12 protein-coding genes are annotated in these 14,497 nt (G+C 68.8%); 3 read left to right on the top strand and 9 right to left on the bottom strand.

Going from position 1 to position 14,497, the window contains the following annotated elements; all coding sequences use genetic code 11:
* Positions 1-363 precede the first annotated feature (363 nt).
* The gene (locus tag DJ75_RS06265) at positions 364-1,752 is read left to right on the top strand and encodes a DUF389 domain-containing protein (RefSeq protein WP_094523566.1); all 1,389 of its coding nucleotides are present in this window, start codon (positions 364-366) and stop codon (positions 1,750-1,752) included.
* On the opposite strand, the gene DJ75_RS06260 is transcribed toward DJ75_RS06265, so the two are convergent.
* The 3 genes from DJ75_RS06260 to DJ75_RS06250 form a co-directional block, all read right to left on the bottom strand.
* Positions 1,741-2,136 (bottom strand): hypothetical protein, encoded by a 396-nt coding sequence (locus tag DJ75_RS06260; protein ID WP_094523564.1) that lies wholly within the window; start codon positions 2,134-2,136, stop codon positions 1,741-1,743. The two genes, DJ75_RS06265 and DJ75_RS06260, sit on opposite strands and share 12 nt — an antisense overlap.
* A gap of 118 nt (positions 2,137-2,254) precedes the next feature.
* A complete protein-coding gene (locus DJ75_RS06255) occupies positions 2,255-2,485 on the bottom strand; it encodes a DUF1328 family protein (RefSeq protein ID WP_094523562.1) in 231 nt (76 codons plus the stop codon).
* Between the two features lie 318 nt (positions 2,486-2,803).
* The gene (locus DJ75_RS06250) at positions 2,804-5,008 is read right to left on the bottom strand and encodes a hypothetical protein (RefSeq protein ID WP_254921889.1); all 2,205 of its coding nucleotides are present in this window, start codon (positions 5,006-5,008) and stop codon (positions 2,804-2,806) included.
* Positions 5,009-5,142: 134 nt separating this feature from the next.
* On the opposite strand from DJ75_RS06250, the gene DJ75_RS06245 reads away from it, so the two are divergent.
* Positions 5,143-5,502, top strand: coding sequence for a hypothetical protein (locus tag DJ75_RS06245; protein ID WP_094523560.1), 360 nt, complete (start codon positions 5,143-5,145; stop codon positions 5,500-5,502).
* A 28-nt stretch (positions 5,503-5,530) separates the two neighbouring features.
* On the opposite strand, the gene DJ75_RS06240 is transcribed toward DJ75_RS06245, so the two are convergent.
* From DJ75_RS06240 to DJ75_RS06215, 6 genes are all read right to left on the bottom strand, one after another.
* On the bottom strand, positions 5,531-6,064 hold the full coding sequence (locus DJ75_RS06240; protein WP_094523558.1) for a hypothetical protein: 534 nt from the start codon (positions 6,062-6,064) through the stop codon (positions 5,531-5,533).
* A 72-nt stretch (positions 6,065-6,136) separates the two neighbouring features.
* Positions 6,137-7,462 (bottom strand): ABC transporter ATP-binding protein, encoded by a 1,326-nt coding sequence (locus DJ75_RS06235; RefSeq protein WP_094523556.1) that lies wholly within the window; start codon positions 7,460-7,462, stop codon positions 6,137-6,139.
* Positions 7,459-8,550: an ABC transporter ATP-binding protein gene (locus DJ75_RS06230; RefSeq protein ID WP_094523554.1), complete on the bottom strand. Its 1,092-nt coding sequence runs from the start codon at positions 8,548-8,550 to the stop codon at positions 7,459-7,461. Before DJ75_RS06230 ends, DJ75_RS06235 begins: the two co-directional genes overlap by 4 nt.
* Positions 8,550-9,635 carry an ABC transporter permease gene (locus DJ75_RS06225; protein ID WP_094523552.1) on the bottom strand — a complete coding sequence of 362 codons (1,086 nt, stop codon included), beginning with the start codon at positions 9,633-9,635 and terminating at the stop codon, positions 8,550-8,552. The genes DJ75_RS06230 and DJ75_RS06225 overlap by 1 nt, the downstream gene beginning before the upstream one ends.
* A 3-nt stretch (positions 9,636-9,638) precedes the next feature.
* Complete coding sequence (locus DJ75_RS06220) at positions 9,639-10,589, bottom strand: ABC transporter permease (protein WP_094523550.1); 951 nt, start codon at positions 10,587-10,589, stop codon at positions 9,639-9,641.
* 38 nt (positions 10,590-10,627) lie between these two features.
* Positions 10,628-12,337, bottom strand: coding sequence for an ABC transporter substrate-binding protein (locus tag DJ75_RS06215; RefSeq protein WP_141211987.1), 1,710 nt, complete (start codon positions 12,335-12,337; stop codon positions 10,628-10,630).
* A 282-nt stretch (positions 12,338-12,619) separates the two neighbouring features.
* On the opposite strand from DJ75_RS06215, the gene ggt reads away from it, so the two are divergent.
* Positions 12,620-14,278 carry a gamma-glutamyltransferase gene (gene ggt, locus DJ75_RS06210; protein ID WP_094523546.1) on the top strand — a complete coding sequence of 553 codons (1,659 nt, stop codon included), beginning with the start codon at positions 12,620-12,622 and terminating at the stop codon, positions 14,276-14,278.
* Positions 14,279-14,497: the final 219 nt, after the last annotated feature.

Below are 14,497 nucleotides of genomic sequence, written 5' to 3'. Positions count from 1 at the left end.
CGGAGGCTCCGTCTTCAGTCATCGAGGGCGTCGAACGGGGGTCGAGGCCTCACGGTCGACGGCGGGCGTCGGTCGACCGGTGTCGCGAGTGACGCGGTGTCCATGCGGGTAGTGGCGGAGACGATTCATTAGTTATACTGTCGCAAAACCGGCGAGGTGTCAGCGGTTCACGAGTAGAGGGCCCTGGCCTCGTCGCTACGCGGGTCGCGAGCGTCCGGACCGGTTTCTCACGTGTCGTGAGTCGGTTTTAACTCCGATAGCGTCGAGCGTTGCGCTCGATGTCGGACCGCTCGGTCGAATATGTTCTCCGTTACTGATCCGTAGCAGGTGATTAGTAAAACGCATCTGCCGCGACTGGCCGGTGTGAGACTCGTTCAGGTTTTCGTCCCGAAAGACGACCGCGACGCCGTCCGAGAGGCGCTCTCGGAGATGGAGGTGGAGTTCGTCTTCACCGACGCGAACGGTGGTCGAGAGGGGAGTCTGGCGGAGATACCGGTGCCGTCAGGCGCCGTGGGCGTGGTCCTCGACCGGCTGTACGAGGCCGGACTCGACGAGGACACGTACACCGTCGTCACGGACGTCGAGGAGGCGACGGTGCCGAACGCGGACGAGTTGGAAGACCGGTACGTCGAGGGGCCGAAGGGTAAAAGAGGCGCTCCGAACGTCGAAATCCGGGCGCGCGCGGAGGATCTGACGCCGGACACGGCGACCTACCTCGCGTTCGCCGTCGCGAGCGCCGTCGTCGCGGTCGGCGGCCTCCTCCTGGACTCCGCGATCGTCATCGTCGGCGCCATGGTGATCGCGCCGTTCGCCGGATCGACGCTCTCCGCGAGCGTCGGCGCCGTCATCAGCGACCACGAGATGGTCGTCGACAGCGCCACCTCGCAGGTGACGGGACTCGTCGTCGCGTACCTCGGCGCGGTCGCGATGAGCGTGTTCCTGCAGCGGAGCGGATTCGTCCCGTCGACGCTGGACGTCGCGACCATCGGGCAGGTGGGCGCGTTCGTCACCCCGAACCTCCTGACGTTCGCCATCGCCGTCTCCGCCGGGTTCGCCGGCGCGCTCGCGATTGCGACCGACCTCCCCGTCTCCATCGCCGGCGTCGCCGTCGCGGCGGCCATCGTCCCCGCGGCGGCGGTGGCCGGCATCGGCACGGCCTGGGGCCAGCCGCTCGTCGTCGCGGGCGGAACCGTCCTGCTCTTGATGAACATCGTCTTCATCAACCTCACCGCGTACCTCACGCTCGTCGCGCTCGGCTACCGTTCGTCGGTCATTCCCGCCGTCCGCGAGAGCGCCGACGTCTCGCTGCGGTCGGGCGCGTACGCCGTGATCGTCCTGTTGTTCGTCGTCGTCGTCGCGGTGACCGCCCTCGGCACGTACCAGCACCTCGTCTTCGAGCAGGAGGCGAACGACGGGGTCCAAACGGTCCTCGACGGCGAGGAGTACAGCGAGCTGGAGCTCGCCGGCGTCGCGACCGAGTACAACGACGCGGGCGCGTTCAGCGACGAGGTCTCGGTGACGGTAACTGTGGGGCGCTCCGGCGACAGCGAACACGAGCGGCTCGCGACCGATCTCCAGGCCGAGATCGACAACCGGACGGCTCGATCGGTCCGCGTCGACGTTCGGTTCGTCGACTACCAGCGCGCGCCGGCCACCGGCGACGGCGAGCGGGGCGTGCGGTGGCCGTTCGATGAGTGGAGACCGTCGCTCGACGAATGGATTCCGACCTCGGCGAGGACCTCAGTCGCGTAAGCGTCGCCACAAGCTCCGACACTTGCGGCGGAGCTTTGTCAGGAGCGACCCGATCCGACGCGATCCGGTGAGGAGCCGTAACGCGCGCACCGAGCGACCGACGCGGAGGAGTCGGAACGGACGGAACCACGGGACCGCGGTGAGGACGAGAACCCAGTTCGAACGGACGAATTCCCTCGGGCCGCTGTCCGACCACCGATAGAGGAGCACGAGGTCGAGGAGGAAGACGACGAGGAGCCACTGCAGCGCGCCGCGGACCGCCTTCTCGGTCCCCGCGGAGGCGACGAGCAGATCGACGCCGATCGCGAGGTCGGCGAGGAACAGCGCGATCCAAGCGATCGCCGCGAGCTCGACGAGCGGCGGCCACCAGCGTTGGGCGTCCATCTATCGGAGACCCGGACGCCGCGATTCGAACCGCGTCACCGGGTCGATCGCGGACCTCACGGAGCCGAGGCCCGCGTTCGCGCGCTCTCTGCTCTCGGCGACCACGGTCGGGACCCCCTCAGAGCAGCACCGAGATGATCGCCAGCACGACGAAGACGATGACGAGCCACTTCGCGGCCGCCATCGAGACCCCGGCGACCCCGCGCGCGCCGAAGATCGCCGCCACGATCGCGATGAGGAAAAACACCACCGCCAGTTCGAGGAAGTCGCCCGAAAACTGGAGCGGCGGGGCGCCGATTCCCGACGACGGGGAGAGGTCGAACGACGGTGTGAGCGGAGTAACGGCCATACGGTGGATGGCAGTCCCGATCGGTTAGTTATGGGGTTGCAAAGGCGGTACGACCGGCTTACTCCGAAGAGGGGGCGAGAGCGCGCGACCGAGGTCGAGACCCCGGCGGCGAGCGCCGAGCGGCGTCGGACCGGAGCGACGCGTGAGTCCGCGGCGATCCGTGACGACCCGTTATTGATATCGCGGATGCGGGTTTACGAACGCGACACGGCGGCGTTTTGGATGGGCCGATCGACGGCCGCCGGTGAGTCCGACGGGGTCGCTTCGGCGAACCCACCGCCCAGTGAAATTCGGGAGCCCGCGGTCTCCCTCCGCCGGTCAGAGGGGAGCGTCGACGGCGGCGTCGACCCGCTCGATCCCCGCGAGCGCCTTCGGGGCCATCGCCGCGACCGCCGCGTCGTCGTATCCGCTCCGGTCCTCGCCGGCGAGGAGCTCTCGGAACTCCGAAAGCGCGGACCCGACGTCGAACAGCCGATCGTCGGCCGGTTCCTCCTCGCCGTCCTCCGCGGCCGCGACCGCGCCGTCGGCCGCGCGCCGGGCGCGGCTGAGCCGGTCGAGCGCCGGGTCGTGTTCGCCGTCGGAGTCGTCGCGGGCGGACTCCGAGAGCGACTCCGCGAGCCCGTACAGCTCGGCGACCTCGTCGCGGAGGGTCCGCGCGAGCGCGAGCTTCCCGGTCCGGACCTCCTCGCGGACCGCCTCCCCGTTCGCGTCGAACGAGTCCGCCGTCACCCGGTAGGCCCCGAGGCGACCGTCGCGGTCGACCACCTCGACCGTGTACTTGCCCTCGCGGTGAACCGCGACCGCGAACCGGTCCGTCTCCGCCGGCGCTCCCTCGTAGATCACGCCCGCGTAGTCCTCGACGACTCGGACCCGGTCGATTCCCCCCGTCTCTCGCCCGTCGCCGCGGATCCACCCGGCGTCCTCGGTCGCCACCGCGACGAGTTCGCCGTCGCCGCCGGCGCGGACGAGTCCGCCCTCGTGGACGAACCGTTCCGCGATCGGGGCGAACCCGGGGCCGTTGACCACGAGGAGGTGCGGCCCGGGCTCGACGCGGAGGAAGCCGAACGCCCCGCCGCGGGTCGCCGTCGCCGTGGGATCCTCGCTCGCCAGTCGGACGGCGAGCTCCGTCTGGGGCGCGAACAGCGAGACGCCGGCGACGCCGGCGACCGCGTCGCGCGCCGCGTCCGAGACGCCGTCGAGTGCGCCCTCGGTGCCCGCGCGGAGCTGTCGCACCCGTCCGACGACCCGATCCGTGAGCCCCGTCGGTTCGGCGCCGTCGACCCGCCGTCGGTGGGCCGGGTCGGTCACGTCCGAGAGCGGATCCGCGAACCGGTCCTGCTCCCACGGGACCCCGACCGAGGTTATGTGACTCGCGATCGCGTCCTCGGCGAACCCTGGGACCGCGAACTCGAAGCTCAGCTGAGGGCCGACGAAGTCGTCGATCGCCTCCCGAAGCGGCGCGATCGGTTCGAGCGCGTAGGTGGCGTCGGCCGCGGCGTCGCCGTCGCCCTCGCCGGTCGCGAGGCGGCTCTCGGGGTGCGCGAGCACGAGTCCCGGCTCGCGAAGCGGAAGGTCGCCGGGCGGGACTGGGAGCCCTCCCCACGATCCGACCGTCACCCGCTCGTCGATGAGGTCCGTCCGGTCGATCGAGAGCGACGGGTGCTCGTGGAGGGGGACGCCGTCGAGTTCGGGAAGCACGAACGGGAGCCGCGCCCCCTCGTCGCGGGGAAGCCCGTACGCGAATGGCGCGCGGAGCGACGCCGAGACGTCGACCACGTCGTTGGTCACGTCGGAGAGCAGGTCGGCCGTCGGGAGCCGCTCGAAGGTCGGCACGAGGCCGTTGACCTCGCTCGCGCTCGAGTGCGAGCCGACTTCGGAGAGGATCCCGGGACGGGCCCCGTCCGGGATCTCCGGCTCGAGGAACTCGTTGTTCGGGCTCGCGCGGGAGTGAGCGCTCGCCGAGAGCAGCAGCGGCTCGCCGGTCTCGCGCTCGACGAACACCTGCAACAGCTCCCAGTCGTGCCAGTGGAAGTTGACCGCGAACTGGTCGAACGCGGAGTAGAGCCAGTACTGCAGGGCGTCGACTCCCTCGGCGGCCTCGACGACGCTGTAGAACACGGTCGGCGCTGGCGGCGCCCCCGCCTCGCGGAACGCCGCCGCGTAACCGTCGAGCGCGGTGAATCCGTCGACGACCGAGCCCGCAGCGGTCTCGACGACGTACGGACGCGGGTCCGTGGGGTACCACTTCTCGAGGGCCCCGAAGTAGAGGTCCGGCGCGTACCGCCGGACGATCGACGGGGCCGTCTCGCCGTCGTGGTCGACCTCGTCCGGCGCTCCCGTCTCCTCCGGTTCCCCGTCGTCGGGCTCCTGCGGCGGCGCCGGATCGTCGCGTGAGACGTACCACGCGCCGGCGGTGCCCGTGCCCGCGAGCGCGGCGAGTCCACCGTACACCAGCGCGCGGCGCCGGCGGTCGTCGACCGACCGGTCCGGGGCGTCCGCCGTCGCGTCGTCGTCACCCGTCATGCGATCTACCGACCGGACGACACCGGCCACGTTAAACGTTCCCACAGTAATCGCCACCGCGGCCGGCTCAGATCCCCGCCACCGAGGACCGCGGATTCCGAAGCCGTCATCCCGCTCGCTCGTGAACGACGGGCATGGACGAGCAATCGACCGAGGAGTACACGCGACTCGTCGAGGAGAACGGGCTCGCGCTCCTGTTCGCGAATCGGGTGCGGGCTCGGATCGTCGCGACGCTGTTCTACGCCTCCGAACCCCTGTCAGTCGAGCGGATCGCCGCGGGCGCCGGCGTCGATCAGACCGTCGTCCACGAGGGGCTCGACGGGCTCGAACCGTTCGGACTCCTGGCGATCGACCGCACCGAGGGCCGCGAGCCGAACCGGTACGCGCTCGACGAGTCGGACGAGCTCGTCGAGTCGCTCCGGACGGTCGCGGAGCTCGCGACCGAGCGGTATCATCAGGAGGAGATCGACATCCCGAGCGACGCCGACGAGTAGGCCGGCGGCCGCTGGCCCACGGCCCCGGTCACTCGATACGCACTGTCGTCTCGTCGTACACGCCCTTTCCGGCCGGGTCGTCCACGGCGAGCCCGGCTCCGATGGTGTGTTCGCCGCGTTCGGCCGGCTCCCAGTCCCTCTTCGAGACCCGGAAGCTCTGCTCCCACCGCCGGGTGAACCGACGGCGTTCGCCGCGGTCGAGCGTGAACCGAGTCTCCGACTCCGGGAGCGGTTCGGGAACGTGCGAGGCGTCGCGGTGGCCGTCGACGTGCCACGTCCACGGGACCGGCGACGTAGTCCGCACCGTCACCGGGACCGGCAGCGGGTTCCGGAGTTCGATCGCGACCGGAACCGGTTCGCCCCGCTCGTACGCCGCCGCCGGCGTGTCGACGCTGACGGAGACCGCCCAGCGGTGGAGCCGCGCCGGGAGCAGCCACCGGGTCAGCGTCGCCGCCGGAAGCGTTCTGGCGGCCTGAGGGCGGTGGCGCTCGGCGGACTCGTTCGGTCGGAACGGGTCGTCGTCGGAACGGTCGACCCCGTCACGCCCGCGTGATCGACGCATGAGTGAGGGTACCCGTCGGGAGGAATAAGCGTGTCGTCGGGGCGGGCGAGGTCGACGCCGAGCCGAACGGGCTCAGTCGTCGCCGCTCGCCGCCGCCCCGTCCCCGGTCACTGCCCCGTCGTCGGTCCTCGTCCCGTCGGTCGGTCCGCTCTCGTAGGCCGGGTCGAAGAGGTGGCACGCGACCCGTCCGGCGTCGGTCCGGCGGAGCGCCGGCTCGTCCGTCGTGCAGGGGGTCTCGAACGTCTCTCTCAGGACGCTCTCCGCGGCGGCGAACTCCTCGTCCGCGACCGACCGGAGCGCCTCCTCGACCACCCGCTCCGCCTCCGGGTCAGTCAGCGACGACGGCAGGTCGAGCTCGTCGCGGAGCGCCTCGGTGAGCGCATCGTCGTCGTCGCCGAACGTCTCGACAGCGATGTCCTCCTCGCGGGCGCGGTGGCGGAAGGACATGACGGCGCGCCACTCCTCCTGTTCGAACTCGTAGTCCGACGGCGGAATGACGCGCGGACACCGCGTGTGGAACTTGCACCCGGAGGGCGGGTCGATCGGCGAGGGGACCGACCCCTCCAGGAGTATCCTGTCGCCCTCCCACAACGGGTCCGGCTCCGGAATCGCCGACAGCAACGCCTCGGTGTAGGGGTGTTGCGGCGGCACGAACAGCTCCTCGGGGGTGCCGATCTCGGCGATCTTCCCGAGGTACATCACGGCGATCTCGTCGGCGATGTGCTCGACGACCGAGAGGTCGTGCGCGATGAACAGGTAGGCGATCCCCAGCTCGTCTTGGAGGTCCTCCAGCAGGTTGAGGATCTGCGCCTGCACGGACACGTCGAGCGCCGAGACGGGCTCGTCGCAGACGATGAAGTCCGGGTCCACGGCGAGCGCGCGGGCGATCCCGATCCGCTGGAGCTGCCCGCCCGAGAACTCGTGCGGGTAGCGGTTGGCGTGGCTCGCGTTGAGCCCCACCCGTTCGAGCAGATCCTTGATGCGGGCGTCGCGGGTGACGTCGCCCTCGATCCCGTGTATGTCGAGCGCCTCGCCGATGATGTCGTTCACCGTCAGGCGCGGGTTGAGGCTCGACTGTGGGTTCTGGAAGATGATCTGCATCTCCTTCCGGAGGTCGCGGAGCTCGCTGTCGGAGAGGGTCGTGATATCCTGCCCTTTGAAGTACACCGATCCGGCGGTCGGCTCCCGGAGCTGGAGGATCGACCGACCGATGGTACTCTTTCCACAGCCGCTCTCGCCGACCAGCCCCAGCGTCTCGCCCTCGTTGATCTCGAAGGAGACGCCGTCGACCGCCTTCACCTTCTTCTGGCGGCCGAGGAGTCGGTCGATGAAGTCGCTCTCGGACTCGTAGTACTTCTCGAGCCCCTCGACGCGGAGGAGCGGCTCGGAGCCGCTCATCGGTCGGTCACCTCCGCGGAGCTCGACGCGCCGTCCGGCCCGGGGAAGTCGTCCTCGCCGCGGACGGTCACCTCGTACTCCAGCTCCCCCGTGAGCTCGCCGGTGTGCGCGAGGCACGCGGCGGTCTGCGCGTCGCTGTTGATCGGGTCCGCGGGATCGCCGGTCTCGACGTCGACGAGCTGCGGATCCACGCGCGTGCACGACTCCTCGGCGTACGGACACCGGGGATGGAAGTTACACCCCGGCGGCATCTCTATCAGGTCCGGCATCCGCCCGGGGATCGTCTGTAGCCGATCGCGGTCGTCGCCGATCCGCGGGATCGAGCTCATCAGTCCGACGGTGTAGGGGTGTTGCGGGTTGTAGTACACGTCCTCGACAGGCGCCATCTCCACCGGGTGGCCCGCGTACATCACCATCACGCGGTCGCAGAACTCGGCGACGACGCCGAGGTCGTGGGTGATGAGCTGGATCGCGGTGTCGAACTCGGTCGCGACCTCCTCTAACAGCTCGAGGATCTGCGCCTCGATGGTGACGTCGAGCGCCGTGGTCGGCTCGTCGGCGATGATGAGGTCGGGGTCACACGACAGCGCGATCGCGATCACGACGCGCTGTTGCATCCCGCCGGAGAACTCGTGCGGGTAGTCGCTGTACCGCTCGGCCGCCGACGGGATCCCGACCGACTCCAGCGTCTCGATCGCGCGCTCGCGGGCCGCCGCCTCGTCGAGGTCGAGATGGTACCGGATCGCCTCCGATATCTGCTCGCCGACCGTGTACGAGGGGTTCAGCGCGGTCTCGGCGTCTTGGAAGATCATCGCGATCTCGTTGCCGCGGAGCGAGCGCATCTCCTCTTCGTTCATCTCGAGGAGGTTCTGCCCCTTGAAACGGATCTCCCCGCTCTCGATGACGCCCGGCTCGTCGATGAGGCGCATCAGCGCGAGGCTCGTGACGCTCTTGCCGGCCCCGCTCTCGCCGACGACGCCGAACCGCTCGCCGGCCTCGATCCGGTACGAGAGGTCGTTCGTCGCCTTGACGACGCCGTCGTCGGTGTAAAAGCGCACGTTGAGGTCCTCGACTTCGAGCATCGCCATCAGCGGAGCCCCCCGGTGTCGGAGTCCGTCTGATCGCCCTGCGGGTCGAACGCGTCGCGGACGCCGTCGCCGACGAGGTTGATCGCCATCACGAAGACGAAGATGGCGAGGCCCGGGAACAGCCCGGCCCACCAGCGACCGCGGGCGATCGCGTCCTGCTCGACGTTGAGCATGACGCCCCACTCCGCGCTCGCCGGCGACAGGCCGAGCCCGATGAACCCGAGCGCCGCGGCGACGAGCACCGTGGTGCCGATGCTGAGCGTCGCCTGCACGATCACCGGCGCCATCGCGTTCGGCAGGATGTGGCGGACGATGATCGACCGGTCGCGGGAGCCGAGCGCCTTCGCGGCGGTGACGTACTCGTTTTCTTTGACGCTTAAGATCTCGCCGCGGATGATGCGGGCGTACGGGAGCCAGCCGACGACGACCAAGGCGAGGATCATCTCCCAGTAGCCGCGCCCCAGCACCGCGATGACCGCGATCGCGAGCACGATGAACGGGAACGCGTACAGCATGTCGACGATCCGCATGATGAGCTCGTCGACCTTGCCGCCGTAGTAGCCCGCGACCGAGCCGAGCGGGATCCCGACGAGCAGCGCCATGGCGACCGCGATAAAGCCGATAGAGAGGCTCCAGCGGCCGCCGTACATCACCCGCGAGAGGATGTCGCGGCCGGCCCAGTCGGCGCCGAACAGGTAGAGGCCCGTGGGGGGCCACGTGAGGACGTTTTCGAGCGTCGGCTCCCGGTAGCCGGTGATAACGTCCTGATTCGCGGGGTCGGCCGGCGCGAGCGAGAACGGCTGTACCGTCTGGCCGGCCAGCACCGGGAAGCTACTCGGGAGCTGGATGGGTCGGGAGAACACCGCGAGCAGGATCATGAAGCCGATGGTGGCCGCGCCGAACAGCGCGAGGCGGTTGCGTCTGAACCGCTTCCACGCGTACTCGAGGCGACCGCGTCCCTCCTCCGACTGGAGGTCCGGCTCCCACGAGGAGAGCGGGTCCCGGGACTCGACGCGGTCGACGTCGAAGCCGGTGACCCGTATTCGTCCGCGTTCCGTCGTCCGCTGTGAGGTTTCGCTTGACATTATTTAGTATCGGATTCGGGGGTCGAGGTACGCGTAGAGCACGTCCGCGACGAAGTTCGCGAGTATCACGGCGACACCGATCAGGAGGACGATCGCCTGGATCACCGGGAAGTCGCGGTTCCCCACTCGATTGACGAGGAGGCGGCCGATGCCCGGATACGAGAAGACGATCTCGACGACGACGGAGCCGCTGATGATGAACGCGACCTGGATGGCGGCCACGGTGACGACCGAGATCAGCGAGTTCCGGAGGACGTGTTTCTGCACGACCGTCCGCTCCGGGAGGCCCTTCGCGCGCGCCGTCCGGACGTAGTCCTTGTCGAGCTCTTCCACCATCGAGGACCGCATCAGTCGCATCAACAGGGCGGTGGAGCCGGTGCCGATGGTGATCGCGGGCAACAGCGTGTACACCAGCATGTCGTAGCTGAGTATCCCCTGCGAGGTCGGCGGGAGGATCGGGAACAGGTCGAGCCAGCTCGCGAAGATCAGGAGCAGCAGCAGGCCGAGCAGGAAGTTCGGGATCGCGATCCCGAGCAGCGCGAAGACGCGGCTGGCCTGATCGATCTTGGTGTTGCGGTAGTACGCCGCGATCACGCCGGTGGGAATCGCCGTGACGAGGGTGACGCCGAACGCCATGATCCCCATCACGAGCGTGTACGGGAGCCGAGTCATGATCTCGTCGATGACCGGGTCGCGGGTGATGATCGACCGGCCGAAGTCGCCGGTCGCAGCGCTGGTGACCCAGTCGATATACTGGATGTACACCGGCTGATCGAGACCGTATTCGGCTCGTATCTCCATCTCCGTCTGCGGATCGAGGTCCGTGAACAGCGTGATGAAGTCGATCGGATCACCGGGGATGGCGTGGACCATCCCGAAGGTGAGCAGGGAGATCCCTAACAGTAGCGGGATGGTTATCAGGCCGCGTTTGAGTACGAATCGTTGAAGGCTCATCGAGGTGAAATGAGAGGGCTATCGGGTGTTCGGGACCGTTACTCCGCCGGGTAGACGATCTCGTCGAGGTGGGGCTTGTACAGCGTGTTGTACCGGTTGCTCGCGTTCGGGTGCGGGCTCCACTGGTCGAGCGACTCGATGTTCTCCGGGTTGAGAACGTCGATCACGTCGCCGGTCCACATGTTCGCCATCGGCACGTCCTGCGCGACGAGCTCCTGCAGGTCTTGGTAGATCGGGAGCCGCTCCTCGGCGCCGAGGGTCGTCTGCCCCTCGGTGATGAGCTGGTCCATCTCCTCGTTCTCGTAGAGGTTCCAATTGAACCCGTCGGGGACGTGCTGACTGGAGTGGAGCAGCTGGTTCACGTGGCCGTCGGGGTCGGAGCCGCCGGTCCAACCGATTCCGACGACGTCCGTGCTGGCCGCTGCGCCCTCGGGGTCGAGCAGGAACGGGACGAGGTCGTCGAACGCGCGGACGTCGAGCTCCGCGTTGAAGTACTCGGTCTCGTCCATCGTCTGCTGGATGATCTCCATCCACCGCTCGCGGGTCCGGTTGACGTTGGTGATGAAGGAGACGTCGAACGGCGCCTCGATGTCCTCCTCCTCGAACGCCTCGCCGATGAGTCTGAGCCCCTCCTCCTCGTCCTGGCCGACGTACTCGTCGAGGAGGTTCTGCTCGTGTTCGGGGTCCCAGAACGCGCCGAGACCGGGGCTGATCGGGGCCGCGAGCTCGGTCGCGTAGCCGCCGAAGACGGCCTCGATGACGTCCGACTTCGGGAGGAGACGGGTCATCCCGCGCCGGAGCTTCTCGTTCGTGAACGGGCTCTGGTTGACCGGGTACGAGATGAAGTCGAACCCGACGGCGCTGCCGGTGACGACCTCGCCGGTCTGGTTCTCCCACTGGTCGAGCTCGAACGGGGCCGCGTTGTCGATCATGTCGAGCTCGCCGGCGGCCATCGCCTCCTCCTGAGAGACCTGCTCCGGGATGACCCGGAACGTGACCTGGTCCCACGGCGCCGTGCCGGGGTACTCGTCGCCGTCGTACCAGTAGTCCTCGTAGGGGACGAGGACGGCGCGGTCCTCGGCCGAGAACTCCTCTAGCTCCCACGGGCCGGTCCCGAGGGTCTGCTCGGTGAAGTCGTGCTCGTCCTGCTCCGGGTTCTCGCTGATCGCGTCCGTCTTGCTCGTGAGGATCGGGACCGCGGCGAGGTCGTTCAAGAAGGGCGCGTGCGGGTCGCTCGACGTGATCTCGACCTCGTAGTCGCCGAGGATCTCGACGTTCTCGATGAACGAGACGTCGGCGTCGTTGGTCGTGCCGCTCGTCCGGTTGATGGAGAACGCGACGTCCTCCGCGGTGAACTCGTCGCCGTTGTGGAACGTGACGCCCTCGCGGAGCTGGAACCGGAAGGTGGTGTCGTCGACCTGCTCGTACTCGGAGGCGAGCTCGCCGCGGATCTCGGAGTAGTCGAAGGTCAGTGCGACCAGTCGCTCGTACGCCATCGTTCCGACGACGGAGTTGGAGGTCGCGTCGGTGATGATCGTCGGGTCGAACGTGCCCGGATTCGCGGCGGCCGAGGCGACGAACTCGTTCGTGCCGTCGCCGCCGTCACCGCCGTCGGATCCGTCGCCGCCGTCGCCGCCGTCGCCGCCGACGCAGCCCGCCAGACCGACGACGCTCGCGCCGCCCATCGCGGCGAGAACTCGTCGGCGAGTCGTTGCCGATCGCGTCTGTCCGTTGTCGGAATGAGACATACCCACACGTACGCGTCGTCTGTTAAAAACCATTCTATTCTTTATCGCAAACCACCGTCCGTTCAGTAATCCGCCGGTTCTGTTTCGATAAGCGGTATTGACACGAACGATCATCGAGGGTGTGAGGGACGTGTGACAGCGAAACGGACCCTCGTCCGGGAGGAAAACATAGGGGACGCCCCGCGAGGACGAGGGAGCCAGGTGCGGAATCGCGTGGCTGGTGGCGATTCGACCGAATAGATCCGGTCCGACGTTTATAATGTGGGGCGCCGGATCGAGGGTGTGGAACCAGACTTGGACCGGTTCACTTCTCGCCGATCGACGGTGTACGGTCAGCGCGGCGTCGTCGCCACCAGCCAGCCCCTCGCCAGCCAGGCCGGGATCGAAACGCTTCGCGAGGGCGGGAACGCGTTCGACGCGGCGGTGGCGACGGCGGCCGCGCTCAACGTCGTCGAGCCGACGTCGACGGGGCTCGGCGGCGACGTCTTCGCGCTGTACCGAACGGCCGACGGCGAGGTGGGATCGATGCGCGCCTGCGGCGGCGCGCCCGCCGACGCGACGATCGAGAACGTCCGCGACTCGCTGCGGGAGACCGACGACGTCTCCTCGTACTACCCCGACGACGGCGGCTACGCGGTCGACGACACCGACGAGGCCGGCATGCCGTTCTACGGTCCCCACGCGGTCACGGTTCCGGGCACGGCCCGGGGCTGGGAGGCGACGATCGAGGAGCTCGGGCGGCTCACCCTCGCCGACGCCCTCGAACCGGCCATCCGATACGCCACCGAGGGGTACCCCGTCTCCGAGGTCATCGCGTCCTACTGGGCCGGCGCCGAGGAGCTGTTCACCGACGACCACGCCCGGGAGGCGTTCCTGTTCGACGGCGAGGCGCCCGCGGTCGGCGAGACGGTCACGCTCCCGCGGCTCGGCGAGTCGATGGAGAAGGTCGCGGAGCACGGCGCAGACGTGGTGTACGAGGGGGAGATCGCCGAGGAGATCGCCGGGGAGATCCAGTCGCAGGGCGGGTTCATGACCGTGGACGACCTCGCCGACTTCGAGGTCGAGTGGCCCGACCCGATCTCGACGACGTACAACGGCGCCGAGGTGTACGAGCTCCCGCCGAACAACCAGGGGCTCATCGCGTTGGAGGCGCTCAACATCGCGAGCGAGCTCGGCGCCGGCGAGCACGGCTACGACACCGCCGACCGCGTCCACTACTTCGCCGAGGCGTTGAAGCTGGCCTTTCACGACGGCCACCGTTACATCGCCGACCCCGAGTACGAGGAGATCCCGCCGCTCGGGTCGGCCGACTGGGCGGCGGAGCGGGCGGCCGGCGTCGGGCCCACGGCCGACCACGACGTCTCGTTCGGCGTACCGAACGCCGACGCCGAGGACGCCGACACGGTGCTGCTCACCGTCGCCGACGACGAGGGGAACGTCGTCTCCTACATCAACTCGCGGTTCGCCGGCTTCGGCTCCGGGCTCGTCGCGGGCGAGACGGGGATCGCCCTCCAGAACCGCGGCGCGTCCTTCTCGCTCGACCCCGAGCACCCGAACAGCCTCGAACCCGGTAAGCGCCCGTTCCACACGCTGGTCCCCGCGATCGTTCGCCTCGGCGAGGACGACTGGGCCGCCTTCGGCGTGATGGGCGGGTATATGCAGCCACAGGGGCACGTGCAGGTGATATCGAACGTCGTCGACTACGACATGCCGCTCCAGCGCGCCCTCGACGAGCCGCGGTGGCGGTACCGCGAGAGCGGCGAGTTGGGCGTCGAGCCGCACTTCGACGACGACGTCACCGCGAAGCTGGTTCGGAAGGACCACGACGTCAGAACGCTCTCGCCGGTCCAGTTCGGCGGCGCGCAGATCGTCCGCAACGAGGACGGGGTCCTCTCGGCCGCCACCGAGCCCCGGAAGGACGGCAATGCGCAGGGGTACTGACTCAGGGCGCATCGGGCGACGAGCCGAGAGGAAGCCCGCGGTCGAGAGGCGGCCCCTTCGACCATCGGGTCGGCCTCGCCGCGTTGACACCGTCTTTCTCGCCGCGTTCACACCGTTTTTCGCTTCGCGTTCACACCGTCTTTCTCGCCGCGTTCACACCGTTTTCCGTCGCTGCCTCGACTATCGGTGACCGATGGGCCCGCGGTGACCGGTCGAGGG

This window comes from Halorubrum sp. Eb13 (assembly GCF_002252895.1).
GTDB lineage: Archaea > Halobacteriota > Halobacteria > Halobacteriales > Haloferacaceae > Halorubrum.
The sequence above is the reverse complement of the archived record's forward strand: the minus strand, read 5'-3'. Positions and strand labels throughout refer to the sequence as shown.

Coding starts and splice junctions, on each gene's coding strand:
- DJ75_RS06250 (WP_254921889.1), bottom strand. CDS start 5,008: ATGACGGGTGACGACGACGCGACGGCGGACGCCCCGGACCGGTCGGTC.
- DJ75_RS06220 (WP_094523550.1), bottom strand. CDS start 10,589: ATGAGCCTTCAACGATTCGTACTCAAACGCGGCCTGATAACCATCCCG.
- DJ75_RS06235 (WP_094523556.1), bottom strand. CDS start 7,462: ATGAGCGGCTCCGAGCCGCTCCTCCGCGTCGAGGGGCTCGAGAAGTAC.
- DJ75_RS06240 (WP_094523558.1), bottom strand. CDS start 6,064: ATGCGTCGATCACGCGGGCGTGACGGGGTCGACCGTTCCGACGACGAC.
- DJ75_RS06245 (WP_094523560.1), top strand. CDS start 5,143: ATGGACGAGCAATCGACCGAGGAGTACACGCGACTCGTCGAGGAGAAC.
- DJ75_RS06260 (WP_094523564.1), bottom strand. CDS start 2,136: ATGGACGCCCAACGCTGGTGGCCGCCGCTCGTCGAGCTCGCGGCGATC.
- DJ75_RS06230 (WP_094523554.1), bottom strand. CDS start 8,550: ATGGCGATGCTCGAAGTCGAGGACCTCAACGTGCGCTTTTACACCGAC.
- DJ75_RS06255 (WP_094523562.1), bottom strand. CDS start 2,485: ATGGCCGTTACTCCGCTCACACCGTCGTTCGACCTCTCCCCGTCGTCG.
- DJ75_RS06215 (WP_141211987.1), bottom strand. CDS start 12,337: ATGTCTCATTCCGACAACGGACAGACGCGATCGGCAACGACTCGCCGA.
- DJ75_RS06225 (WP_094523552.1), bottom strand. CDS start 9,635: ATGTCAAGCGAAACCTCACAGCGGACGACGGAACGCGGACGAATACGG.